The sequence below is a fragment of the Providencia sp. R33 genome, assembly GCF_019343475.1.
Taxonomy (GTDB): Bacteria; Pseudomonadota; Gammaproteobacteria; order Enterobacterales; family Enterobacteriaceae; genus Providencia.
The window spans coordinates 827843-854345 of sequence record NZ_CP072453.1 but is presented as its reverse complement, the minus strand read 5'-3'; the positions used below and the strand labels follow the sequence as shown (position 1 = coordinate 854345).

The window sequence follows — 26503 nt, the reverse complement described above, 5'->3', positions numbered from 1 at the left end:
AACCTATCAAAAAAGATGTTTTCAGATATAGTTTGCTTCTTCTTTACAATTTATTTTTAAGCTTCTGGCAGCTTAAGTTTCGCAGGACGTTTCGCTTTAATAAAGCGACTTAAATCAACTGGGTTACCTTGGAATTGTACAGTCACATTAGCTGGCGCACCGATATTTAAACGATAAGGTGCAGTGCCATCGAGTTCCAGTTTGTCGCCATTATTTTTCGCGCCACTAAACAAAATCTTATTGTTCGCATCACGCACTTCTAACCAGCACTGCCCTGTAAAATTCAGGACTAAAGCACTACTACTCACTGGCGCAGGTTCTTCCGTTTGTGTATTTTGCATTCTATCTTGTGAAACAGTTGATTGAGGTGCATTCGGTAATGGAATGGTTCTCACACTCGCTTGTTCAGAGGTGGTATTTGATGCAGCGCCTTCTGGAGCCAATGTTTCTGGCGTATCTTCCAGTGTCGCTGTTCCCACGGTGATGGAAGAGTCATCAATTGGGGTCGGTAATTCAACAGGCGTTGTGTTGTTGTCTTGTTGAGACAAAATCAAATCACTTTGATTTGCCATCGAAACTAATTCATTTTTTTGCGCGTTATGGTCTTGCCACCACCAAATACCCACCATGGCTATCAAAACTATTACAATTAACCACGTCAGTTTCATTAACCAACCTTCGCGTTTTTTGCGTTTTTTACCCAGAGAGTAACTTTGCATTGGCGACACTTTAGCCAGTGGAACAGGCTCTTCCACTTTCATGAATGCCTTGATGTCACTTTCTGGCACACCGACCATGCGTGCATATAAACGGATGTAGCCACGTAAAAAGGTGGGTTCAACACCAGCAGGAGCAATGTCTTGTTCTATCTCTTTTACCGTACTGATTTTAAGGCATAATCGTTCCGCAACAGCATCTTGCGTTAGCCCCATGCGCTCACGTGCCTGCGCCAATAATTGTCCTACAGTGACACTAGTTTGTTCGGTATTATTTTCGATAGTCATTTGCTGGCAACACTATTTCCAAGTTAAAAAAATATAAAGCAAACATTCATAAGCTTTATTCGTCAGTATTTATCATAGCTTTGAAACAACAATTAAATTTATCTTATTGCTTTAACTATTGTAGGTGAACAAAGGCGTTTTGCCTAACGTAAAAACGCCTTGAAACATTACCTAACTCACTGATTGGATAATATCTATAAATCAGACTGATTTTACTTGGATAGGTTCCCCAGCTAAGCGTTTTTTCAACGTTCGCTTGGTTCTATCGATCACATCGCCAGCTAATTGACCGCAAGCTGCGTCGATATCATCACCACGAGTCTTACGAACTATAGTCGTAAACCCGTATTCCATCAATACCTTAGAGAAGCGATCGATACGACTGTTCGAACTTCGACCATATGGCGCACCTGGGAACGGGTTCCATGGGATCAGGTTAATTTTACTTGGTGTGTTTTTCAAGCATTCAGCCAATTGGTGCGCTTGTTCTACGCTGTCATTCACGTGATCAAGCATCACGTACTCAACGGTGACGCGCCCTGCATTCGCGTTCGATTTTGTCAGGTAACGATTCACACTATTGAGGAATGTTTCGATATTGTATTTCTTATTGATTGGAACAATATCATCACGAATATCATCAGTTGGTGCATGAAGTGAAATCGCTAATGCCACATCAATCATATCACCGAGTTTATCCAACGCAGGAACAACACCTGAGGTTGAAATCGTGACACGGCGCTTTGATAGACCAAAACCGAAATCATCCAACATGATTTCCATCGCTGGTACTACATTGTTTAAATTGAGTAATGGCTCACCCATTCCCATCATAACAACGTTAGTAATTGGACGGCGACCGCTAGATTTTAGTGAACCTATAATTTTTGCAGCACGCCAAACTTGGCCGATAATTTCTGAAACACGCAGATTACGGTTGAAACCTTGTTGCGCTGTCGAACAGAATTTACACTCGAGCGCGCACCCCACTTGAGATGAAACGCACAATGTTGCACGGTCAGCCTCTGGAATGTATACCGTTTCAACCAGTTGGTCGCCAACTTTGATAGCCCATTTAATGGTGCCATCCGATGAACGTTGTTCATCAGCCACTTCAGGGGCACGGATTTCAGCCACTTCTTGCAACTTAGCACGAAGGACTTTATTGATATCCGTCATTTGCTCGAAATCATCGTAGCAGTAGTGATAAATCCATTTCATAACCTGATCGGCACGGAATGGTTTCTCGCCCATTTGCGCGAAAAATTCACGCATTTGCTTGCGATTTAAATCGAGTAAGTTAACTTTTTGATTCGTTTTTTCTGGGGTGACAGAAATAGCGGAAGATGTTGCACATTGTGCATCAGTCGTCATATCGGACATGTGTATTGCCTCGTTGTTACACTTTCGGCAGTGCTGAATTCAGCACGACGTAGATTTTGGTAGTCTTAAAAATATAAGCGCCCTGCTAATTATAGCAGGGCGTGGCATTGTACAAACTTTACAACAATAATGCTAATGCACTTTGATGTTTAGTTTATTAGCGTGGGCAGATTTCGTCAGCAGTGAAGAAATACGCGATTTCACGTGCAGCAGATTCTTCAGAATCTGAACCGTGAGTTGCGTTTTCTGTGAAGCTGTCTGCGTAGTCAGCACGTAAAGTACCTGCTAATGCGTTGTCTGGGTTAGTTGCGCCCATCAGGTCACGGTGACGTTGAATCGCGTTTTCGCCTTCTAATACTTGCAGCATGATTGGGCCAGAAGTCATGAATTCAACCAGACCATCAAAGAAAGGACGGCCTTTGTGTTCAGCGTAGAAGCCTTCAGCTTGTTCACGCGTTAAGTGCATCATTTTAGCTGCAATGATTGAGAAACCCGCGCTTTCGAAACGGTTGTAGATAGCACCAATCACGTTTTTCTTCACAGCGTTTGGTTTGATAATAGAAAATGTACGTTGAACAGTCATAAATAACCTCTTAGCGATTTATTAGGCCTTTATTCTTTGCTCTTCCCTGTAAGTTAGGATGCAAGAACGTAAAATAGGGGCATGTTGTAGTTTTTTATATTATTTCTAATTCGGATATTAGGGTTTTTGCCTCTAAAAATCAGCGCACCTAGGAAAAAGAAAAATAAGGCGATGATTATAGGGGCTCTGATTACAATTTCCTACAGTCACAACAACATTTTGTTAAAGTTTTTATAGCAAAAAACACTATTTTTTCGGGTAAGTCACGTTTTTCCTCTGTTACTTAACTCTAAAGTTTAGTGCGGTGACTTGTCCGCTTAAATCTAAAACAGATATTTGGTAGTTCCCGCTTTTTTCAAGCGTGAGCAAAATAGATCCATTTTGCTCAGTAGAGTTCACTTGTTCGCCATTTAAGAACCACCATTTCTGCCCTTGCCCCCCTTGCGTGACTAAGCGCAAATCCAAACTGGTTTTCCCCGGCAAACGCTGTAAAACTTCCCCATCACGCACACCCGAAATCAATAATGGCGGCATTTCTAATTTCAGTGGCGGGCAGCTTAAATCGGCTTTTGGTAGCCGATTTTCCCGTTTTTCACTTGATGGCAACCAAGACTCCACGGTAATTGGCCACAGATGCACCTCTTTTTCTTGAGCATTCGGGCAATCCGCGGCGACTTGCAAACCTTGGTCATTGACCCAAATTTTTTGTCTTAGCCCCAACAACGATTCTTGGTCACGCGCCATTAATGTTGGCGGGATGGTGTTATCCAAAACCCAACTTAAACGCCGCTGGCGGCAATTATTATCGTCTTTCAATAACGCTGTGCCACCCGGCCAACAAATCACCGCTTGGCTAACACTCGCAGGCTTGCTGTCTTTTGGCAGCGTTTCATGGGAAAGGTAAATTCGGCTCAACAACATGCCATTGACTTGGTTCATAATCGGGATAGCCGTAGCAACGCCTAATTGCCCTGCGACTGGAGTGGCATCAGGCCGCCCAACCCATACGCCAATGGTATACCGTGGGTTAACACCAATCGCCCATGCGTCTCGGTAACCATAGCTTGTGCCCGTTTTCCAAGCCAAGTTTAGTTGCCCTGATAAGTTAGCCTCTGGAACAGGCCGAGCCTCCCCGCCCATAATACGACGGACAATCCATGCCGCCCCCGGTGACATTAGCGCCCTATCGTGAATTTCATCCGTTGGCTTAAAACGCAGCGGCGACACATTACCTTTGCGAGCAAATGCACTGTAAGCCGACACCAAATCTTCCATGCGTGTTGCTGTACCGCCTAAAATCAACGATAAATTCGGCTCGCTACCCACAGGGAAGCGTAATTCCGTACCCACGTTACGCAGTTGTGCAGTAAAACGCTTGCTGCCATACACATCTAATAGTTGCACCACAGGTAAGTTTAACGAGCGCACAAGTGCATCACTCACACTCACAGGGCCATTAAAACCGCTATCGAAGTTACCTGGTCGATAATCATTGAAGCGCCGTGGCACATCTTGCAGCAATGATTCAGCGTGAATCAATCCATCGTCCATCGCTAACGCATATAAAAACGGCTTTAATGTCGAGCCTGGAGAGCGCCATGCGCTAATCATATCCACATGACCAAAACGGCTATCATCTTGAAAATCAATAGAACCGATATAGGCTTTCACCGCCATATCGGAATGATCGACCACTAAAATTCCCAAGGAAGTTTGCTTAGGAAGCTGGTTTTTCCAGTTCATCGCCATGTCTTCAAGCTGGCTTTGCAAACTGGCATCAATCGTGGTTTCAATAATCGACTCTTGAGCATCTTTGGTAACTCGTCGGGCCAATAACGGTGCCGAGTGTGGGTTTTTACGTGGTGCGAGCCAAATTTGCTCTTGCTTAATGTCAGCCACTTTTTCATGACTCCACACTTGGTACTCTTCAAGCCTATCCAGAACTTTATCCCGCGCGGCTTGTGCACGCTCTGGGTAACGGTCTGGTCTTAAGCGGCTTGGGGCTTGAGGGAGTACCGCAAACAAAGCGGCTTCACTAGCAGTGAGCTTGGTAGGGGATTTATTCAAATAGACCCAGCTTGCCGCACCAATACCTTCTATCGTGCCCCCGTAAGGCGCACGGTTTAAATACATTTCGAGAATATCATCTTTCGAATAATGGTATTCCAACTGAGCAGTACGCCACAGCTGCTTTAGTTTACCGCCCAATGTACGTTCATGAGGGTCGATAAGCCGCGCCACTTGCATGGAAATGGTGCTACCACCCGATACAATGCGCCCTGAGCTCACAAACTGCCCTGCCGCACGCACTAATGAAAACGGGTTTACACCGGGGTGTTGGTAAAAGTGGCGGTCTTCATAGGTTAATAACGCTTCGATAAAATCAGGGGAAACCTCATCAATTTTAACGGGAAAACGCCAAATTCCGTCTTTATCCGCAAAGCGCCACAGTGGTGTACCATCAGCGGCCACAACGGTTCGTGCCATTTCTATCTGTTTGATTGGCAAAGGCCAAATTTTGTCTGCCACTAAAAATAATAACGGCAGCAAAATGAGCAGAGACACGAACGTAATGCCTGTGCGACGTAACCATTTTTTCATTGATGGGTGTACCAAAAAAGAAGTAAAGAAAAGCCCTTATATTCTATATAAGGGCTCAGATGACTGAAAAACCGATTAGGTTTGCCAGCCATCTGATAGGTTTTGAAAATAAATATGGAAAATCAATTCATTGATTTTCGGCTAATAACACAAAGCGGGAAAAATCGCGCTTTTATCCCGCTTTGTCAACAAGCTTTGCCCTTATATTCTATATAAGGGCTTAAGGTGATAACTAGCGAACGATTTCCACTTGGCCTTCTGAGTAGCCCGTAGCACGCCAATCAGGGACGTACATCGACTCAACTTGTGGGACAGGGATGCTATACACACCCGGTGTCACGGCTCGCGCTAAGTAAACCAAGGTGGTTGGGCGATACTGCTGAACTTCAACGGCAGCCACAAAGCGGTCGTCACGGTATTCCATATGACGAATTTGCGATTGTTGCATGTCATCAATCAGTTCTTGCAAGTTCGGCGCAGATTCACTTAAATTCGCGCTGCTATTGGCTAAGTTCTGGTTTTCCAATTCTAAGCCCGCAGGCAGTAAATCCACCACCAGCGCATCTGGCACGCTTTGTGACGCTTGAACTTCCAGTTTCACCACCACCATTTCACCGCTTCTTAATCTATCCAGTGAAATACGGTTTCCTTTCATATCAAAGTAGCTGCGTTGAATTCCCAGCACATTCGACATTGGCTTCGGTGAACGTTGCGGGTAACCCACCACATTCAGGCGCGTATACAATGTGTTTGTACCACTGTTTTCAATGCTATAGCCGTTTTGAATTTGGCCTTTGCTTAAGAACTCGCTAACCGGCTTATCCGAAATCATCGGCGGTTCTTGCCCGTTAATTAACGCTTTCCAAGGTGCTTCAGAATCATTCAAGTAGAAGCGACCTGCTAAGAATAGTGCGTTGCTTTCTTGTGTTGAGAAATAACGTTGCGAAGTCAGGTTATTTGACAGCGTTTGCAGTTTTTGGTCACGGGATTTTGGCATCAAATTGTATTCGTTTAATAACGCAATAATCATTGCATCATCACGAATGGTTGAGCCGTAATCACCGATATAGTTATAACCAGTACGCTGTTTTTTCAAGCCCTCAATAATCGCACTTTCACCGCGGGATTTATCCCCCATCAGGTTTAATGCAACCCCTAACTGAACCAATGGTAACCCGCTGATTGCATTGTTACTTTGGCTGTACAGCTGGCGCAGTGCCCCTAATGGCGCTTTTTGCTGCGATGCTAACACTAAACCTGCATACGCCTGTGTCGCAAAGCGCGCTGCTGGCTGGTTGTCAGTGTATGGGTAATTGATTTGGTTACCATCTTGCAAGTAGCTTAATAAACGCGTATTAGCGTTGCTCAGTGCATCTTGCGGAACGGTGAAACCACGTTGATTCGCTTTATTTAAGAAGTCCGCAGCATAAGCCGTTAACCAGTATTCTTCACGGCCATTTCTATCCCATAAGGAGAAACCACCGTCACCACGCTGCATACTTAGCAGGTGTGGAATACCAATTTCAATCGCTTTATGGCGATCCGCATCTGTTTGCGTTTTAATGCCTAGCTTGTTCAGCTCCGCTTGTGTCGAGAATAAAGATGGATACAAGCCGCTGATGGTTTGCTCAAGGCAACCATACGGATACGCAAAGAGTTCACGAATATAACGAGAAATATCTAACGGCGGGCGGCTAGTCAACAGTACTTGCCCTTCCAGAGTTTCTGGGTTCAATGCTGCCAGCTGGTTGGCTGGCAATGACCACACGGTGCCTGGCTCAATTGCCGTTGCGAATGCGATTGTTTCCGCAGGCTGTGCAGGGCGAACACCCACTTTCCAGCTATTGCTGTAGTCTTTATTTGCTTCCCCGTCAATCTTCATGCCGTTAATGGTCATCGACACTTCACCTTGACCGAAGCCATAATCTGCTTTGACAGGTAAGTTGATTGTCGTGCGCTTACCTTTTGGCAGCTCTAATTCACGGCTCGTCACACCATCCAGCTTCACCATACCCGACGCTTTGAAATTCACTGTCAGGTTTTGCGTGTTGTCAGTCATGTTCGTTAGATCGAGGGCAAAATAGGACTTGTCCCCACCCGCCATAAAGCGAGGCATCGACATCTGCGTCACTAACGGCGCTGCAACAATCACTTTACTGTCTGCATGGCCGAAATCTTTTTCATTCCATGCTTGCGCCATCACACGTAATTCACCATTAAAATCAGGAATTGCGAGGGAAATTTCCCCTTCCCCATTTTTATCCAGCGTGACAGGTTTGGCTTGCTCAGCGATAATTTGTACTTCCGTCAGTGGCTTCATACCACCACGTTCCAGCGCTGCATCTTCGCTATCACCACCAAAGCGCAGGCTTGCAACTTTACCTTGCCCTTCAATCAGATGGCCATAAACGTCATATTGGTCGACACTGTAACGCTTACGACCAAAGAACGCGTCGTATGGATCTGGCGTTTTGAAATCAGTGATATTCAGTACACCCGTATCCACCGCAGATAACAGCACATTCACTTTTTCAGGCAGTGGCTTGCCATCTTGCGCTGTCGCTTTAATTTTCACCGTTAAGTCTTGGTTTGGACGCATTTTGTCTGGTGACGTTAGCGCTAAAGCAATTTTACGGTTTTCATCTGCGATTGGCAGATGCAACACACCTACGGCACGTTTTACCGTTGCTTCTTTCGAGTCATCTCCCGGACGAACGACAACGGCTGAGATATATAAGTCGTGACGTGCCCACTCTTTATTCACTGGCACTTCAACGTCTAAGCCTTTTTCAGGCACATCAATCTCTTCCCACCACAGCGGGCCATTGCTCGACTCAAGAAGCACATAACCTTTACCTGCTTTTGGTGATTCAATGCGAACTTTCGCTTTTTCACCCGGTAAATAAGCGGGTTTGTTCAGGCTTAATTTCACTTGGTCAGGGCGCACCGAACCGCTTCCGCCAGTGTTATCTTGCCATGAATACCCAGCCCAGAATTGCAGGCTAGAGACTAATTGATTTTCTGGGTTCAGCACTTCAATACGGAATGCGCCCCAATCCACAGGGAAGGAAACTTTGGCGGTGCCGTCTTTGGCAATCGCGATATTTTCATTCGCCATAACTAAATCTTTTTGGTCGTAATTGGATGACCAACCACCGCTTTCAGACCAGCTCCAGTAATAATCACGGCGCTCATACACTAAACGCACGGTTAAGTTGTCAGCAGCTAGTTTATTACCCGCCGCATCGGCCATGACTAACTCAAACTCAGCCAGTGAATTTTCATCCACATTGTGGCGTTTTACATAGCGGTCGGTGCGGTAATCATAGATTTCTTTTTTCGCGAATAATGGGCGAATACCCACCAGTTTTTCCGCTGGCCAAATTGCTTGTTCCGCACGGCGCGTCACTGGGCGACCACCCGCTTCTAATAAGCTAGCTTGTAACACCGCAGAAATTGGCGAACGAGTTGAACTCCAATTGCTATTTGGGATAGAAATAACGGTTTCGCCATTACTATCAAGTGTCAGGTCAAATTCATCCAGCTTACGCGGTAGGCCTTCTTCATTGACGGCACCAAATTCAAAGCCGGGTAATTTTGCGACCGCTTCACGGTTGGCTTTCAGGAGTATTTGCCCTTGCAGCTCATTGCTTGCTGCCGGTGCGCCATACAGATAACGGCCTTGAATATCAAAATCAACGGATTGATCCGTTAAACGTGGAACGTCACTGCCAACGATTTCTAATGCCATACGCTCTGGCATAAAATCTTCAACATTGAATTTGTAGTAACGCTGCGGGGAACCATCCCCTAAATCAAAGCGTAATGACCAGCCACCTGTTTCTGCATTTTTTGGAATTTCAAATTGGTATTGATATAACCCATTTTGGTTTTCCTCAGGTTGCCAAACAAAGCTGCGCACCACTTGCCCATCGGTTTTCAAAATATCGACTTTAACCGGCTGGGATTTAACAGGGTTACCGTCGCCATCACGCAGTAAACCGTTCACGAGTAATAATTCACCCGGACGATACAAATCACGAGGACCAAAGGTAAAGAATTGTTTTGCAAAGCCTTCTGGCCCTGAAATATCGAATTCAGACAGATCTAACGCAGGCTGCGTTAAATCAATCATACTGGTTTGCCCATCGTGGGTTGCCAGTAATAACTTACCACCTGCCAGTTTATCTAATTGCGCATGACCGTCACCGTCAGTGGTGCCTTTGGTCACTAATTGGCCTTTTTCATCCAAAATGCGCAGTTCCACACCTTTAATTGCGGAACCTTTGGCTAATGACTGAGTAAAAATATCCACACGGTCTTGGTAACTGTGCAGCGATACACCAATATCACTCAACGTAAACACTGTCGCTGGGAATTGATAGCTGTATGAACCCGCTTTTTGCATGATGGCGAGGTACACGCCATCTTGCTGAAGTTCTTTGATATCTTTTAGCGGCAGTAAAACAGTTTGGCGGGTATTTTTATCTGGGTTTAAATCAAAACGCCCGGTATAGGCCAATTCGACCTTATCGAGAAACTCTTCTGAGTACCAATACTCGTAATTGCTGCGGTATTGCCACTGGGCTAAAAATTGCGGCAACTGTTTTTCGTCCACACGGAAGAAATTCACATCCACTTTATCAACATTCAACGCAATAACAGGCAAGCCTTGCGCCACTTTACTTGGCAGTAAAGAACCTTTACTTGCAAAGCCAACGGTAGGGATGATTTGCGCCGTGGTGAATTTTTTATCGAACGTTTCAGAAATGGTACGCTCATTAACCGCTTTAATGCCTGGGTTAATGGTGAGGTTTAATTCTTTTGACGGAGGTAAATGGCGAAAACGCAGTTCCATTTGGTTATCAGACAGTTCCCAAGCACCATCTAATTTTCCTGATTTCACATCAATCAGGTTCACAAACTGCCCAAAATCTTGGTTTGCTTGCAGCGGAACCGAGAACGTAATCACCATCGCACTTGCGCCATCAAGTTGCAGTTCAGACGCATCCAACACCGTTAAATCTTTCCCTGCGTACTTTTTAATGAGCTCTTCAGTGGAAAGTTTTGGAGCCGCTTTTTTCTGCTCGGCAACTGGTGCAGTTTTAGTTTGGTTTTCTGCCGACGATGCGACATTGTTTTCTTTGGTCGTTGGCTCTTTCGCCGTATCATCACAGCCAGATAATGCCACGACCGATGCTAATGCGATTGCAATATAACGTTTTTTCGTTTTTAGACCCGCCAATGAAGCCCAACTTGATTGTTGTTTCATTACCGCCCGCCCTTTAATTAGTTAGAAATATGCTGTTTTTTTGAGGCCTTAACAGGAGGTTAAAACCCATTATGCATTTAGAATGGCTTTAAATTATGCATAAATGAAAACGATAGATATTTGTTTCATTCATCGACATAATTTAACAGAATGTAATAAAAAGACCTATCAGACAAAACGGAAAAAGCTATCAGAGGCAAAAACAGTGCTATTGCGGGATATTTTATAAATAGAAAGCGGAATATAAGTGTAATTAATTATCTATTATCCATTTATGAGTGAGAAAATACAATTCCCCCACTCAATACGGAATTTTATTAGGTATTTTTTACTGGGATGGTATCACGTAAAAAACTGCCTAAACGGCGCTGATAAAATGGCTGAACATGTTGGGTAATAAAATGGCTAATGCCTTTTTCATGTTCATTCACCACACAAAAATCAATTGATTCATCATCGTTTAAATACTCGCAAGCCAATGTGCCCGCTTCATGAATAATCGTATCGATATTCTCTGCGCCTGTCGTAAATTCTAATGCGATCATTAAGATAGGGTTTTCGTCACCCTCATCATCTTCAAGCGCTGACACCATAAAGGCCCGTCTGACAACTTTATGTTGCTTAAAGAACTCGGTCAGTGCATCAACAATCACTTGCGGCTCTTCGTCTAACACACTTAATTTTAGTGAAGAACCTTTTGGCACCGTTAACTCTGTGAATTGGATCTCAGTTTCTTGATTAGCATTGTTATTGTTCGGTTGCTGCGACATGCTCATCCCCTACCATAAGAAAATAATTGCTTATTATACGCGTACTTTCGTTGAGGTAAAAATTGTTGAGGTAAAAAAATAGGCACGAAAAGTTTCCCTTTCGTGCCTGATATCAATAACCGCGATTTATTTTGCTTTACTGATTAATAAATTCGCTAATGTTCGCACACCAATACCCGTTGCACCTTCAGCCCATAAGCTGACAGGTGATTTACGGTACGTTGCAGAGCAGTCAATATGCACCCAATTTTGACGATAATTTTCGACAAAGTGAGATAAAAACGCCGCTGCGGTGCTCGCACCTGCAGTGTGTGACGGTGCTGCAATATTATTTAAATCGGCAAAGCCTGATGGCAACTGTTGGCGGTGAAATTCCGCTAATGGCAAGCGCCAGAACAGTTCAAATTCCGCATCTGATGCGCTCATTAAGTCAGCAACCAGTTTATCATCAAAGCTTAATACGCTATGGTAGTCACCACCAACTGCGGTTTTGGCTGCACCTGTTAAGGTCGCTGCGTCGATGATAAGTGTCGGTTTTTCTTTGCTTGCATCAATCAGACCATCCGCGAGGACCAAGCGGCCTTCCGCATCCGTATTCATGATTTCAACCGATTTACCATTACGGTAGCGAATAATATCGCCTAATTTAAAGGCGTTGCCACTGACCATGTTATCTGCAAGGCACAGGAACATTTTGACGCGTTTTTTCAGACCGCGGGAAATCGCCAATGCTAATGAGCCCGCCAATGTTGCTGCACCGCCCATATCCGCTTTCATGGAGTTCATGGAAGAAGATGGCTTGATACTGTAACCACCTGAATCGAATGTAATTCCTTTACCCACTAATGCAGCGAATACTGGCGCATCTGGGTTTGCACCTGGGTTATAATCGAGCGCTAAGAATACCGGTGGGCGGCTAGAGCCACGGCCGACGGTATGAATACCGGTGTAGCCTTGTTCTAGTAAATCGTCACCTTTTACAATACGGTAGCTAATATCTTGCGCACCAACGGTACAGAGTAAATCGATAGCACGTTGAGCCAATTGCTCAGGACCTAGCTCCTCTGCTGGCGCGTTAATCACATCGCGCACCCAATCAACGGTGCGAATGCGGTTTTCTAATTCTTTACGGTCATCTTCTGGCAATACTGGCCATTCAATAGTTCTCGCCCCTTTTGGCGCACGAAAACCTTGCCAAAATGCCCAGCTTTTTTCTAAATCCCAGCCTTCGCCAGTCAATGCAACATTGCGAATACCTTGGCTATCTAATTTGCGCCCCGCGCTTTGCACTGCACAGAGTTTACCGGCATGTTTCAGGTGAATTGTCATCCCTTTATCGCCAGAGCTTAACAATGCGCCTTCACCCCAACACGGTGCTGCAGGCTCACAAGAAATCATTACTGGCATAATTTGTTTTGTCATCGTTTCTCTCACTTTGTCTATTTTTGCAGACAGCAAAAGCCCAATAATCTGTCGGCAGATGTCATTACCTTAACTGATTAATAGCGCTAGGGATATCATTATAGTGCTGATATAAAATAAAAAACCGAGCACTATTTCTAATAGCCACTCGGTTTTTAGTGTTTATTGCTAATTATTCGAACTCATCCAGCCAAACTAATAAGATAGCCTCAAGGATTTTTTCGTTTGACTTTTGCGGATCATCATCAAACTCTTCTAAATCGCAAATCCACTGATGCATATCGGTAAAACGCACTGTTTTTGGATCAGTATCTGGAAATGCATCATACAATGCTTCACCGATTTCACGGCTATTTGACCATTTTAAGCTCATGTTCTCTCACCAATTTGATTATCAAGCTTTCATCAGCACTTCAATACGCGAAATATGACGACCATTTCGATTTTTTAAATAATTCATGTTCTCGCTAGGCGGCAATTGAAAGTATCTCGGGGAGCATACATTAGTATGTGACCCGAGTACTTGAAAGAAGCCAACACCGCGAGAGCGCGAAATATGACGACCATTTCGATTTTTTAAATAATTCATGTTCTCGCTAGGCGGCAATTGAAAGTATCCCGGGGAGCATACATTAGTATGTGACCCGAGTACTTGAAAGAAGCCAACACCGCGAGAGCGTGAAGTATGACGACCATTTCGATTTTTTAAATAATTCATGTTCTCGCTAGGCGGCAATTGAAAGTATCTCGGGGAGCATACATTAGTATGTGACCCGAGTACTTGAAAGAAGCCAACACCGCGAGAGCGCGAAATATGACGACCATTTCGATTTTTTAAATAATTCATGTTCTCGCTAGGCGGCAATTGAAAGTATCTCGGGGAGCATACATTAGTATGTGACCCGAGTACTTGAAAGAAGCCAACACCGCGAGAGCGCGAAATATGACGACCATTTCGATTTTTTAAATAATTCATGTTCTCGCTAGGCGGCAATTGAAAGTATCTCGGGGAGCATACATTAGTATGTGACTCGAGTACTTGAAAGAAGCCAACACCGCGAGAGCGTGAAGTATGACAAAAATCAGTGTTCACGGGCGTGGTTAATCGTATATTTCGGTAATTCAACGACCAAATCCTCATCCGCTACCATTGCTTGGCAACTCAGTCGGCTTTCGGGTTCTAGGCCCCATGCTTTATCCAACATGTCGTCTTCTAATTCACTGCTTTCTTCTAGAGAATCAAAGCCTTCGCGAACTATGCAGTGGCAGGTTGTGCAAGCACAGGATTTCTCACATGCATGTTCCAGTTCGATACCGCTACGCAGTGCCACGTTTAAAATCGACTCGCCCTCTTGTGCTTCAACAACGGCACCGTCTGGACATAAATCACTATGAGGTAAAAAAACTATTTTAGGCATAATTATATCTCATCCACAGAATGGCCTGACAACGCTTGGCGAATAGAAGCATCCATTCGACGCGCAGCAAAATCCTGCGATTGCTTATCCAGTTGTTTAATGGCATTTTCAATTGCGATGGGGTCTGTGCCCTCAACCGCTTTAATTAACTCATTGACCGCATTATCAATTTCTGACTCTTCGGTTGGTGTCAGTAAATTGGCATCTTGCTCTAATGCGCTCGTTAAACTTTCAAGCACTCTTGCCGCTTCAACTTTTTGCTCCGCTAGGCGGCGCGCAGTTAAATCATCTTGCGCGTTAGTCATTGAATCTTTAATCATGTTTGAAATTTCATTGTCCGTTAAACCATAGGATGGTTTAACTTGAATTGAGGCTTCTACTCCTGTGGATTTTTCCATAGCGCTCACGCTGAGCAAACCATCGGCGTCCACTTGGAATGTGACACGAATATGTGCGCCACCCGCCGCCATTGCAGGGATATCTCGCAAAGTAAAACGCGCTAAAGAGCGGCAGTCTGCCACCATTTCGCGCTCGCCTTGCACCACATGAACACTCATGGCGGTTTGGCCATCTTTGAATGTGGTAAATTCTTGTGCACGTGCAACAGGAATAGTGGTGTTACGTGGAATGACTTTTTCTACTAAGCCACCCATAGTTTCTAAACCAAGGGAAAGTGGGATCACATCCAGTAACAGCATATCGCTGTCGGGCTTATTGCCCACTAAAATATCAGCTTGAATAGCTGCGCCAATGGCGACAACTTTATCAGGGTCGATGGAAGTTAGTGGTGTTTTACCAAAAAACTCCCCCACTTTTTGGCGCACAAGTGGCACTCGAGTCGAACCGCCAACCATCACGACATTCAGTACTTCATCCGCCTCTACACCCGCATCTTTTAATGCACGGCGGCACGCCATTAACGTACGTTTGATATGCGTTTCAATCAGCGCTTCAAATTGTTCACGGTGAATTTCACCCTGCCAATTGGCAAGCTGAATAGCTGCGGTATCTGCATCACTCAACGCAATTTTTATGTCAGTGGCAATATTCAATAATTGGCGATTTAAATGGTGGTCACCTTGCAGTGAAACACCGGCTTGGTCGGCAATCCACTGCGCAAGCACTTGGTCAAAATCATCACCACCGAGCGCGGTATCGCCCCCCGTGGCTAACACTTCAAACACACCACGGCTTAAACGTAAGATTGATACGTCAAATGTGCCACCACCGAGGTCATAAACGGCGATAACCCCTTCTTGGCCTGAGTCTAAACCATAAGCAATTGCGGCGGCAGTCGGCTCATTGAGCAAACGCAATACATGCAAACCAGCAAGGCGTGCGGCATCTTTAGTACCTTGACGCTGCGCATCATCAAAATAGGCTGGCACGGTGATCACCACGCCATCCATTTCACCACCAAGGGTGTTTTCAGCGCGCTGTGCCAGTGTTTTTAAGATATCTGATGACACTTGAATAGGGTCAACTTGCCCTGCTGCTGTATGGATGAACGGTAATCCGTTTTCACTGGCAGTCAGTTGATAAGGTAAATCAGGGTAGCGTTTTTGAATATCTGCCAATGAACGCCCCATCATTCTTTTTACGGAAATAATGGTATTTACAGGGTCTTGTTCTGCGAGCTGCTTTGCCTCCCAACCAACGCGCTTTGCATCAGTTTGGTAATTAACGATAGAAGGTAGCAAAACGCGCCCTAGGCTATCGGGTAGCGCGGCAGCTTCACCACTGCGTACCGTGGCAATCAACGAGTGTGTTGTTCCTAAGTCGATACCTGCCGCCAATTTACGTTGGTGCGGCGCAGCGGTCATACCCGGTTCACTGATTTGTAATAAGGCCATAATCGTTTTCTCTTAAAATTCGTCCAGTAACCGTTCTTCGAGCTGCTCAGCTTGTTGCTGCAACTTATCAAGAAAACGCAGTTTACGTACAGTATCAGCGGCTTTATCCCACTGCATCGCATCCAATTCGTTGACCATTAACAGGCTTCTATCTTGCTGCATTTTTTTGACGTTCTTCATAAACACGGCCAATAAATCAAGCGTATTGGCACTATTTTCAATATTGTCGAGCTCTTCACGCAGCTCAAGTTGCTCCATCAAAAATGCCGTATCATGCATAGTATGTTGTTCATTATTAATATCGAAACCATGCAATGAAAGCAGATATTCCGCCCGTTTTAGCGGATGGCGTAAAGATTGGTAAGCCGCGTTAATCGTGGCAGCTTTTTGAAGGGCTTGCATTTTTTCCTGCTCAGAAGAAGCAGCAAAACGATCAGGGTGGTATTGACGCTGTAAATCTTGAAAGCGCTGTGTAAGTTGTTCGCTATCAATTGCGTAATTTTGGGTTAACCCAAAGAGAGTAAAGTAATCCATAAGTGCTTAGTGTCTCGAACCGGTTACCAATGCAACAAACACGTTGTTTAACAGTATCAGCTACATTGGTCGAAAATCATGCGTTTATGAAGGCATTATACGTGAAAACTTTCACCGCATCCGCATTCGCTATTGACGTTAGGGTTATTGAATTTAAACCCTTCGTTTAAGCCTTCTTTGACGAAATCCAGCTCGGTACCATCCAGATAAACGATGCTTTTACCATCAACAATGACTTTTACACCTTTATCTTCGAAAACTGTGTCTTCTTCATTGATTATATCAGCGAACTCAAGAACATATGCCATTCCTGAACAACCTGAAGTTCTTACACCTAAACGCAAACCTTCACCTTTACCGCGATTTTGCAGGAAAGATTGAATACGCAGCGCTGCACTTTCTGTAAGAGAAATAGACATTGCAAACCTCACTTTAGAAACAAACAAGGCAGATGCTACACAATTGTCGCATCCGCCTTCAAATTATTTTTATATCTTTCATCCTGTTGATAAGTAATCACTTACTTAGCGATATTCAACATGTTGGATGACCGATATTTTGACCAGATATAGGGCAATAACTTTTTGTTATTTATTAATATGGGTTGCCCTATAAACTGATTTAAACCTTATTTGCTTTGGCGTTTGCTTTTGTAATCTGCAATAGCAGCTTTAATTGCATCTTCAGCCAAGATTGAGCAGTGAATTTTCACTGGCGGCAATTCTAACTCTTCTGCAATCGCTGTATTTTTGATTGACTCCGCTTCGTCTAAACTTTTGCCTTTCATCCACTCAGTAACCAGTGAACTTGATGCAATCGCTGAGCCGCAACCGTAAGTTTTAAAGCGTGCATCTTCAATAATGCCGTCATCACTAACTTTGATTTGTAGCTTCATGACGTCACCACAAGCAGGTGCACCTACCATACCGCTACCAACGCTTGGGTCGCTGTTGTCGAACGAGCCAACGTTGCGTGGGTTTTCATAATGATCGATAACTTTTTCACTGTAAGCCATTTTTAAACTCCTGAAACCGTCTGATTAATGGTGAGACCATTCGATGCTGTTAAGATCTACGCCGTCTTTAAACATATCCCATAAAGGAGACAGCTCGCGTAAGTGGCCAATTGCGCCATGAATCATTTTGATTGCATAGTCAATTTCTTCTTCTGTCGTGAAACGACCTAAAGAGAAACGGATTGAGCTGTGTGCTAGCTCATCATTCATCCCTAAAGCGCGCAGTACATAAGAAGGTTCTAGGCTTGCAGAAGTACATGCAGAACCTGAAGATACAGCCAAATCTTTTAATGACATCATCAGTGATTCACCTTCAACATAGTTGAAGCTGACGTTCAGAATGTGCGGCGCACCGTGTTCTAAATCACCATTGAGGTAAACTTCTTCGATATCTTTAATGCCATTCCATAAACGTAAACGCAGACCACGCAGGCGCTCAGATTCCGCCGCCATTTCTTCTTTAGCGATACGGTAAGCTTCACCCATACCCACGATTTGATGCACAGGTAATGTGCCTGAACGCATGCCGCGCTCATGACCACCACCGTGTTGCTGAGCTTCAAGGCGAATACGAGGTTTACGGCGAACGTATAACGCACCGATCCCCATAGGGCCATAGAGTTTATGTGCAGAGAATGACATTAAATCCACTTTTAATGCGCTTAAGTCGATAGGTAATTTACCGACACTTTGTGTTGCATCAACATGGAAAATAATCCCTTTGCTACGGCATAATTCACCGATAGCCTCGATATCCTGAACCACACCGATTTCGTTGTTCACATGCATGATAGAAATCAAGATAGTCTCTTCGCGGATAGCGTCAATCAGGTCTTGCATCGCAATTAAGCCATTGCTTTGCGGTGACAAATAGGTCACTTCGAAGCCTTCACGCTCTAATTGGCGGCAAGTGTCTAAAACGGCTTTATGTTCCGTTTTACACGTAATAATGTGGTTGCCTTTCTTCTTATAGAAGTTCGCTGCGCCTTTAATGGCTAAGTTATCAGACTCGGTTGCACCTGATGTAAAGACGATTTCACGTGGGTCAGCCCCCACTAATTCAGCGATTTGGTTACGTGCAATATCAACCGCTTCTTCGGCTTGCCAGCCAAAACGGTGAGAACGGGACGCTGGGTTACCGAAGTTCCCATCCATCGTTAAGCATTGCATCATTTTTTCAGCCACACGCGGGTCAACCGGTGTTGTTGCTGAATAATCAAGATAGATTGGTAATTTCATTGCTCACATACTCCAAAGGACAAGTTAACTTGCCTTTAATTTTCTAAAGATACCGATGGCGGAACTTAGCTCTTCGTCTAGGCACTCACTACTCGGTATCGACTGCAATTTTTAATATAATATTTTAAGCACGTACATTGATAATGGATTCAGGCGTAATGCCATTTGGCATGGTTTTGCGCTGTTCATTATCTTGTCTGTCAGCAACAACCATCACTTCTTGGTTTTTCACGAGCTCATCAAGACTGATGCTGCTGAGGAAACTGGTGATTCTGTCGCTTAAGTCACGCCATAATGCATGCGTTAAGCAGCGGTCACCGTTTTGGCAACCTTCTTTATTACCTTGGCAACGAGTCGCATCAACAGATTCATCAACCGCAGCGATTACTTCAGCAACAAAAATTTGGTCAGCGTCTCTACCAAGCAAATAACCACCGCCCGGACCGCGGACGCTAGAAACTAGCTCGTTTTTGCGTAAACGAGAGAAAAGTTGCTCAAGATAAGAGAGGGAAATTCCCTGACGTTCAGAAATATCAGCTAAAGGTACTGGACCTGACTGAGAGTGTAATGCGACATCGAGCATCGCAGTTACTGCGTAACGTCCTTTGGAAGTGAGTCTCATAACATATTACTCCGTGGTAAAATATGGCTGAATTGTGACATTCCTGAGTAATTTAGTCAACTATTTACCTGACTATTTTACTCAAGTATTATTCACTGACTTTCACCACGGATTTCGCCTCACTTTTTCGCCCATTTTTCCATCGACGTTAAGATACCGCGCAAAATGTGTAGCTCTTGTGTCTCTATGTGTGCACGGGTAAATAAACGGCGTAACTTATTCATAATTAAGCCCGGATGTGCTTTGCGAATAAAGCCCGACTCGTTTAATACGCTCTCAAGGTGCACATAAAAACGCTCAACATCTTCAGAGGGTGGATATTCTACCTCATCATCATTTGAGATCACCGCATTTTTTTCATCCATGGCTAAATACGCCATACGGATCTCATAACTCACCAATTGTACCGCCATCGCAAGGTTTAAAGAACCGTACTCTGGGTTAGTTGGGATATACAAATGATACTGGCATTTTTGCAGTTCTTCGTTGGTTAACCCAACTCGTTCACGGCCAAAAACGATTGCGACTGGTGATTCTTTTGATTGTTCGACAGATTTTACACCGCATTCCCGTGGCTCAACCATCGGCCAAGACAATGTCCGTGAACGTGCGCTGGTTCCAATCACCAATTTGCACCCTTCAAGGGCTTCATCTAAGGTTTTTACAATGGTCGCGTTACCAATGACATCACTCGCCCCAGCAGAAAGCGCAATTGAATGCGAATCGGGTTCGACAAGCGGATTAACGAGGTATAGGTTTGAAAGCCCCATGGTTTTCATTGCACGAGCCGTAGAGCCCATATTGCCAGTGTGTGAGGTTTCAACAAGAACGATACGAATATTTTCTAACATGTTTTATACGTTTAATGAAAAAATTATCGGCATAGCTTAACACAAAATTGCTTATTGTGACGAACATCTATATACTTCGGCTCTCAAGTTTTTTTGTTCTTTAACATCCCAGTGGAAAAAGCCCATGCATCCGATGCTTAACATCGCCATACGTGCCGCACGTAAGGCCGGTAATCACATAGCTAAAAACTATGAAATGCCTAGCAATATTAAAGTCACTCAGAAAGGGACGAACGATTTCGTTACCAATGTTGACCAAGAATCTGAGCAATTAATTATTGAAATCATTCGTAAATCTTACCCAGACCACACAATCATCACTGAAGAAAGTGGTGAATTATTAGGTAAAGATGATGATATTCAATGGGTAATCGATCCACTGGATGGCACTACCAACTTCACAAAACGTCTCCCTCACTTCTCTGTTTCTATCGCTGTACGCGTTAAAGGCCGTACTGAAGTTGCTGTGGTTTACGACCCAATGCGTAATGAGTTATTCAGCGCGGTTCGTGGACAAGGCGCACAGTTGAACGGCTATCGTGTCCGTATCGATGAGAAACGTGACCTTGACGGTGCTATCGTTGCAACGGGCTTCCCATTCAAACAAAAACAACATGCCCCTGTATTTATGAACATCATGACAGCGATGTTTGATAAATGCGCTGATTTCCGTCGTACAGGTTCTGCGGCATTAGACTTATGCTATGTGGCGGCTGGCCGTGTCGATGCTTACTTTGAAATCGGTTTAAAACCATGGGATTTCTTAGGTGGCGAACTCATTATGCGTGAAGCAGGCGGGATCATGACCGATTTTATCGGTGGTCATAACTACTTAGCTTCTGGCAACTTAGTTGCGGGCAGCCCGCGCGTCGTTCGTGATATATTGTCTGTCATGAAAGATGAATTATCTGAAGCGTTAAAACGTTAATCAGAATATTGATAGAAGCCCACAGATGTGGGCTTTTTTATGGTCATTTTAAAATAAAATAACGCCTTTGATTAAGTCACGATTATTGATGACATCTTGCTCATAACGCTCACCTATCGAATCAAAATCAAATTGGTGAGTAAGCATCAGTTCACTTGATATTTTACCTTCAGCCATCAACCTAGCAACTTTATTAAAATCTTCAGGGGTCGCATTACGGCTGCCCATCATTGTGGTTTCTTTTTTATGAAAATCAGGATCAGAGAATGAAAGGTTGCCTTTGAATAACCCTACAAAAATAATTTTTCCACCATGACGAATTAAATTAACGGTATTATTCATCGCATGCGGGTTACCCGTGGCATCAATCACTTTTTCGGCTAACATCCCGCCAAAATAGGCTTCAATGACGGACAGATAGTCCTCAGAAGCAGGATCACAAGTTTTTATACCCAGCACTTTTTCAACATGTTGTCGTCTTGCCAAGCTAGTATCAGCAACAAGAACATTTGCTCCATCAGCTTTTGCAATTGCTGCAACGCCAAGACCAATAGGCCCCGCACCGACGACAAGAATGGCATCATGCGGTTTAATTTGTGCTCGTCTCACCGCGTGGGCACTAATAGCGAAAGGTTCAATTAATGCTCCATCAATATCAGACACGCTGTCTTCAATGGCTAATATATTTTTTTCAGGAACATTCAGATATTCACAAAATCCACCATCTTCGTGCACACCAATCACTGAAATTTTTTCACAACAATTGGTTTTCCCGCTTTTACATGCACCACATTCATAGCATGCCACATAAGGCATTACAGCAACACGCTGCCCCACTTTCCATTGTTTTATATCATCAGCAACGGCACAAATAGTCCCCGAAATTTCATGCCCTAAGACACGAGGATACTGAAAAAAGGGCTGATTCCCCCCCCACGCATGAATATCTGTTCCACAAATGCCTACTGCATGTATCTTTATTTTGACTCGCCCTGCCTTAACAACAGGTTCTTCCACTTGCTGGTAAACTAATTTTTTTGGTTCCTGACAAATCAATTGCTTCATATCACCCTCCATCAATTAACCTGTCTTTTTTAATTTAAAAAACATCAATTAGGTATTAAACAACTAATTTTTGTGATTAAATGTTTTCAAATCGGTTTTAAATCGGTTTTTTAAACATAAAAATCACAAAAGGATTCTGGAGATGGTAAGAAGTAAAAACTTACGTTACAGTTCAATTAATGAATTCCTAGATGCTATTCATAAAAATCTACTATCTTCGCCATTTCCTTCTCAATCATCCCTAGCAGAGATGTTTAATATCAGTCGTACGACGGTAAGGCATACGATTGAATATTTATTAGAAAAGAAAATCATTGAAAAACAAGGAAGTGAATATCATGTTTCCCGATATCCTAACAAAAATGATTTCTTCCCCGTTGAGTCTAGCCTCCCCGATCAACAAATCGTTTTATTCGAAAAAGCCTTTTATCAAATGATAAAAGACAAAGAATTGATGCCAGGTGACACTTTTACTGAACTCCAATTAGCTAAAAAAAGCCATGTGAATTCTAGTGTTGTACGTGAGTTTTTAGTTGAGTTTTCACGTTATGGTCTGATTCAAAACACCCATCGCGGCAACTGGCACATGATGAAATTTTCCCGCGAGTATGCAGAGAAATTATTTGAATTTAGAGAGTTACTTGAAACCAATGCATTAACACATTTTTTAAACTTACCCGCGGATGACCATCGCTGGATTTTAGCGAAAGAGTTACTTTTAAAGCATCGCGCACTGAGGGAAACAGTCACAATAAACTACCGAGACTTCTCTCAACTCGACTACGAATTACACAGTTTAATTTTATCTGGTGCTAATAACCCTTTCTTTAATCAGTCACTTGAAATCATTACTGTTATTTTTCACTTCCAATATCAGTGGGATGAATCAGACCTAAAAGAACGGAATGTGCTTGCAATTGAAGAGCATATGACCATTCTCAGTGCGCTAATTAGCCGTAATGACCTTGTAGCAATGAATGAACTTCGCCACCATTTAGATACCGCTAAACGAACGATGATCAACTCTATTCAACAAACTTACGAGTAAATCGAGCCATCAACAATTTGTTATACACCATAAGGAACCAATTGATTTTTCTCATTTACGCTTATTTTCATTATTTTATTTTTTCTGGATTTTTCTTAAAAAAAACCAAATAAACAATAAATAATATTTTAAAAGAAAAGCAGAAAATCCACTATTTTAATAAATATCAACAATTTAAATATAAAAAATATATTCAACATTAAATTTCAATCTGTTTTTTACTCATAAAAAACAGATTAAAAGCATGAAAAAGCCATTTAATCCACAAAATTGATGCAATTAATAGTGCCTTCCCCTAAATACTTCTAGTCTGAGTCCACACCAGAACATAAATACACATAATAACTAGAGGAATGGCTATGGATTATTACCTGAACCGAAAGTCAATGGTGACAAAGCAATACCCTGAAAAAATTCTTCAATTTGGGGAAGGTAATTTTTTACGTGCATTTATTGATTGGATGGTTGACCAACTGAATGAAAAAACGGATTTCAATAGCGGCATTACACTTGTAAGGCCTATTGACTCTGCACACCCATCAATCAATAAGCAAGATGGCCTATACACAGCCATCACCAGGGGGCTTAATGAACAACAGCAACAAGTTGCTGATATTAGAATTATAAATTCAGTTAATAGAGAAATACTAATTTATTCTGAATATGATGAATTTATAAAGTGTGCAGAAAATCCTGAGCTGCAATGGATATTTTCTAACACCACTGAAGCTGGCATTGTATATCACCATGATGTCTGTTTTGATGAAAAACCAGCAAAGAGCTTCCCTGGTAAATTGACCCAATTTTTGTTCCATCGTTACCAATATTTTAAAGGGGATACAAATAAAGGCTTATTTATTATACCTTGCGAACTAATTGATTATAACGGTGAAAAACTTAAAGAATTTGTTCTTCAACATGCACAAGATTGGGAGCTACCAAGTCAATTTGTTACTTGGCTAAATGAGCACAATACCTTTTGCTCCACATTAGTGGATAGAATAGTCACAGGCTACCCAAAAAACGAAATTGAAAAACTAGAAAGCGAATTAGGCTATAAAGACGATTTCCTCGTTACTGCTGAATATTTTTATCTATTCGTCATACAAGGTCCAAAGATCTTAGAGGAAAAATTGAAGCTGAATTCTCTTCCACTAAATATCAAAATTGTTGATGACATTAAACCCTATAAAGAACGTAAGGTTGCTATTCTTAATGGTGCTCACACCTCAATGGTACCTGTTGCTTACTTAGCTGGCATAAAAACCGTCAGAGAGGTGACCTCCAACCCAATCTTTTTGGCCTATGTTAATGAGCTTGTCACTCATGAAGTGATCCCTGTTTTATCCCAACAACCCTCTGAGTTAAATCAGTTTGCCACAGATGTTATTGACCGTTTTAATAATCCCTACATTGAGCATGAGTTACTTTCTATTTCCCTTAATTCACTCACTAAATTTAAAACACGATTATTACCCCAGTTAATCTCATATTCTCAACAACGTAATGCTATCCCCTATTGCATTTCATTTTCACTTGCAGCTTTAATTGTTTTTTATCGTGGAAAATTCAACCATCTGTCTATTCCATTGAAGGATGATGAATATTTACTGGAACGATTTAAAGTTTGGGACAAACTCTACGATACCGACATCACACAGCTCACTTACAATGTGCTTGCCATGTCAGATTTATGGGAAATAGATCTCAATCAAATTGATTCATTAACTGAGAATATCGCCTTAAAGGTTACTCAAATTTTACGCAGTGGCACTCAAGCAATACTTGAAGAACGATACACCAAATAAACAATAACTATTTAAAACAATAAATCCCCCTACAGGAGATAAATTTATGAAACTGAGCACATTAAACGGGAAGAATATTCTAGGCTTAACACTCAGTGCCGTGTTTTTAATGGGCAGTATGGCAGGAACCGCTTTTGCGGAAGCGAAGTATAAGCTAAAAGTCGCTTACGAAAATAACCCTGGAGAACCTTTTGACCTCGCCATTCATGAATGGGCAAAAAAATTCAATGAAAAAACCAATGGTGAAGGAGAGCTTATTCCTTACCCAAGCTCACAACTAGGTTCGAAAAAAGATGTCATTGAACAGATGAAATTAGGTAGCCCACTCATCACTCTCGCCGATGGTGCTTTCTTTTCAGATTATGTTCCTGACTACGGCATCATGTTCGGCCCATATCTCGGTCTGTCATATAAAGATATTTTTAAATTAAATGCCTCTCCTTGGTATAACTCTCTGGAACAACAGCTAGACAAAAAAGGATTGCATGTTGTTTCTAAAGATTGGCTGTATGGGTCTCGCCATATTTTAGCGAATAAAATGGTGCAAACTCCAGATGATCTAAAAGGCCTAAAAATTCGCGTACCAAACAACAAAATCCAAATCAAAGGCTTAGAAGCAATGGGAGCTACACCGACGCCACTGCCATTAGCTGAAGTTTATACTGCACTTAACCTTAAAATTATTGATGGCGCAGAGAATCCAATTCCCGTGTTATACGGTCAAAAGCATCATGAAGCAGCGAAATATTTAATTTTAACTGGCCACGTTGAAAACGTCACCAACTTAGTTATGGGAAGCAAAACATATAATAAATTACCTGAAAATATCCAACTCGCCTTGGTTGAATCAGGGAATGAAGCAGGTGAATACCTCACCGAATTAGTCTTGAAAGAAGAAAAAGAAATTATTGAGAAAATGAAAAGTGAAGGAGTCACTGTTGTTGAAGTTGACCGTGCTCTTTTCAAAGAAAAATCAAAATCATTCTATAACGAATTCCCTGAATGGTCTGCGAATTTATATCAACAAACACAAGATATTATTAATAACTAACCATCTATATTGGCGGTTTTACCGCCAATATTTTTC

The 26503-nt window shown here is 42.9% G+C and carries 21 protein-coding genes; 4 read left to right on the top strand and 17 right to left on the bottom strand.

Annotated elements, in window-relative coordinates; genetic code table 11:
- Nucleotides 1-56: 56 nt before the first annotated feature.
- The 16 genes from rodZ to trmJ form a co-directional block, all read right to left on the bottom strand.
- Nucleotides 57-1004 carry a cytoskeleton protein RodZ gene (gene rodZ / locus J6836_RS03940; RefSeq protein WP_219247029.1) on the bottom strand — a complete coding sequence of 316 codons (948 nt, stop codon included), beginning with the start codon at nt 1002-1004 and terminating at the stop codon, nt 57-59.
- A 201-nt stretch (nt 1005-1205) separates the two neighbouring features.
- Nucleotides 1206-2387: a bifunctional tRNA (adenosine(37)-C2)-methyltransferase TrmG/ribosomal RNA large subunit methyltransferase RlmN gene (locus J6836_RS03935; protein WP_206082452.1), complete on the bottom strand. Its 1182-nt coding sequence runs from the start codon at nt 2385-2387 to the stop codon at nt 1206-1208.
- A 157-nt stretch (nt 2388-2544) separates the two neighbouring features.
- Complete coding sequence (ndk, locus tag J6836_RS03930) at nt 2545-2970, bottom strand: nucleoside-diphosphate kinase (protein ID WP_219247027.1); 426 nt, start codon at nt 2968-2970, stop codon at nt 2545-2547.
- A gap of 279 nt (nt 2971-3249) precedes the next feature.
- Nucleotides 3250-5571: a peptidoglycan glycosyltransferase PbpC gene (pbpC, locus tag J6836_RS03925; protein ID WP_219247025.1), complete on the bottom strand. Its 2322-nt coding sequence runs from the start codon at nt 5569-5571 to the stop codon at nt 3250-3252.
- A 232-nt stretch (nt 5572-5803) separates the two neighbouring features.
- Entirely contained in the window at nt 5804-10843 is a 5040-nt protein-coding gene (locus J6836_RS03920) for an alpha-2-macroglobulin family protein (RefSeq protein ID WP_219247023.1), read from the bottom strand.
- A gap of 317 nt (nt 10844-11160) precedes the next feature.
- Complete coding sequence (locus tag J6836_RS03915; RefSeq protein ID WP_219247021.1) at nt 11161-11613, bottom strand: enhanced serine sensitivity protein SseB C-terminal domain-containing protein; 453 nt, start codon at nt 11611-11613, stop codon at nt 11161-11163.
- 126 nt (nt 11614-11739) lie between these two features.
- Entirely contained in the window at nt 11740-13035 is a 1296-nt protein-coding gene (gene pepB, locus J6836_RS03910; RefSeq protein WP_219247019.1) for an aminopeptidase PepB, read from the bottom strand.
- A gap of 172 nt (nt 13036-13207) precedes the next feature.
- Complete coding sequence (gene iscX / locus J6836_RS03905; RefSeq protein ID WP_219247017.1) at nt 13208-13408, bottom strand: Fe-S cluster assembly protein IscX; 201 nt, start codon at nt 13406-13408, stop codon at nt 13208-13210.
- Between the two features lie 709 nt (nt 13409-14117).
- A complete protein-coding gene (gene fdx / locus J6836_RS03900) occupies nt 14118-14453 on the bottom strand; it encodes an ISC system 2Fe-2S type ferredoxin (protein WP_206082460.1) in 336 nt (111 codons plus the stop codon).
- A 2-nt stretch (nt 14454-14455) separates the two neighbouring features.
- On the bottom strand, nt 14456-16306 hold the full coding sequence (gene hscA / locus J6836_RS03895) for a Fe-S protein assembly chaperone HscA (protein WP_219247015.1): 1851 nt from the start codon (nt 16304-16306) through the stop codon (nt 14456-14458).
- A gap of 12 nt (nt 16307-16318) precedes the next feature.
- Nucleotides 16319-16840 (bottom strand): co-chaperone HscB, encoded by a 522-nt coding sequence (gene hscB, locus J6836_RS03890; RefSeq protein ID WP_219247014.1) that lies wholly within the window; start codon nt 16838-16840, stop codon nt 16319-16321.
- A 95-nt stretch (nt 16841-16935) separates the two neighbouring features.
- Nucleotides 16936-17259 (bottom strand): iron-sulfur cluster assembly protein IscA, encoded by a 324-nt coding sequence (gene iscA, locus J6836_RS03885; protein ID WP_047756461.1) that lies wholly within the window; start codon nt 17257-17259, stop codon nt 16936-16938.
- Between the two features lie 209 nt (nt 17260-17468).
- Nucleotides 17469-17855, bottom strand: a complete 387-nt coding sequence (iscU, locus tag J6836_RS03880; RefSeq protein WP_206082463.1) for a Fe-S cluster assembly scaffold IscU — start codon at nt 17853-17855, stop codon at nt 17469-17471.
- A gap of 24 nt (nt 17856-17879) precedes the next feature.
- Nucleotides 17880-19094 carry an IscS subfamily cysteine desulfurase gene (locus tag J6836_RS03875; protein ID WP_219247012.1) on the bottom strand — a complete coding sequence of 405 codons (1215 nt, stop codon included), beginning with the start codon at nt 19092-19094 and terminating at the stop codon, nt 17880-17882.
- A 124-nt stretch (nt 19095-19218) separates the two neighbouring features.
- Nucleotides 19219-19716, bottom strand: a complete 498-nt coding sequence (gene iscR / locus J6836_RS03870) for a Fe-S cluster assembly transcriptional regulator IscR (RefSeq protein ID WP_004264917.1) — start codon at nt 19714-19716, stop codon at nt 19219-19221.
- 119 nt (nt 19717-19835) lie between these two features.
- The gene (gene trmJ / locus J6836_RS03865; RefSeq protein ID WP_219247010.1) at nt 19836-20567 is read right to left on the bottom strand and encodes a tRNA (cytosine(32)/uridine(32)-2'-O)-methyltransferase TrmJ; all 732 of its coding nucleotides are present in this window, start codon (nt 20565-20567) and stop codon (nt 19836-19838) included.
- 124 nt (nt 20568-20691) lie between these two features.
- On the opposite strand from trmJ, the gene suhB reads away from it, so the two are divergent.
- Entirely contained in the window at nt 20692-21495 is an 804-nt protein-coding gene (gene suhB / locus J6836_RS03860) for an inositol-1-monophosphatase (protein ID WP_219247008.1), read from the top strand.
- A gap of 48 nt (nt 21496-21543) precedes the next feature.
- On the opposite strand, the gene J6836_RS03855 is transcribed toward suhB, so the two are convergent.
- The gene (locus tag J6836_RS03855) at nt 21544-22560 is read right to left on the bottom strand and encodes a zinc-binding alcohol dehydrogenase family protein (RefSeq protein ID WP_255586316.1); all 1017 of its coding nucleotides are present in this window, start codon (nt 22558-22560) and stop codon (nt 21544-21546) included.
- Nucleotides 22561-22702: 142 nt separating this feature from the next.
- Between J6836_RS03855 and J6836_RS03850 the strand changes: the two genes are divergently transcribed.
- The 3 genes from J6836_RS03850 to J6836_RS03840 all read left to right on the top strand — a co-directional run bounded on the left by J6836_RS03850 (nt 22703) and on the right by J6836_RS03840 (nt 26467).
- A complete protein-coding gene (locus tag J6836_RS03850) occupies nt 22703-23608 on the top strand; it encodes a GntR family transcriptional regulator (protein ID WP_219247005.1) in 906 nt (301 codons plus the stop codon).
- A 353-nt stretch (nt 23609-23961) separates the two neighbouring features.
- Entirely contained in the window at nt 23962-25416 is a 1455-nt protein-coding gene (locus J6836_RS03845) for a tagaturonate reductase (protein WP_219247003.1), read from the top strand.
- 46 nt (nt 25417-25462) lie between these two features.
- A complete protein-coding gene (locus J6836_RS03840; protein WP_219247001.1) occupies nt 25463-26467 on the top strand; it encodes a C4-dicarboxylate TRAP transporter substrate-binding protein in 1005 nt (334 codons plus the stop codon).
- Nucleotides 26468-26503 lie beyond the last annotated feature (36 nt).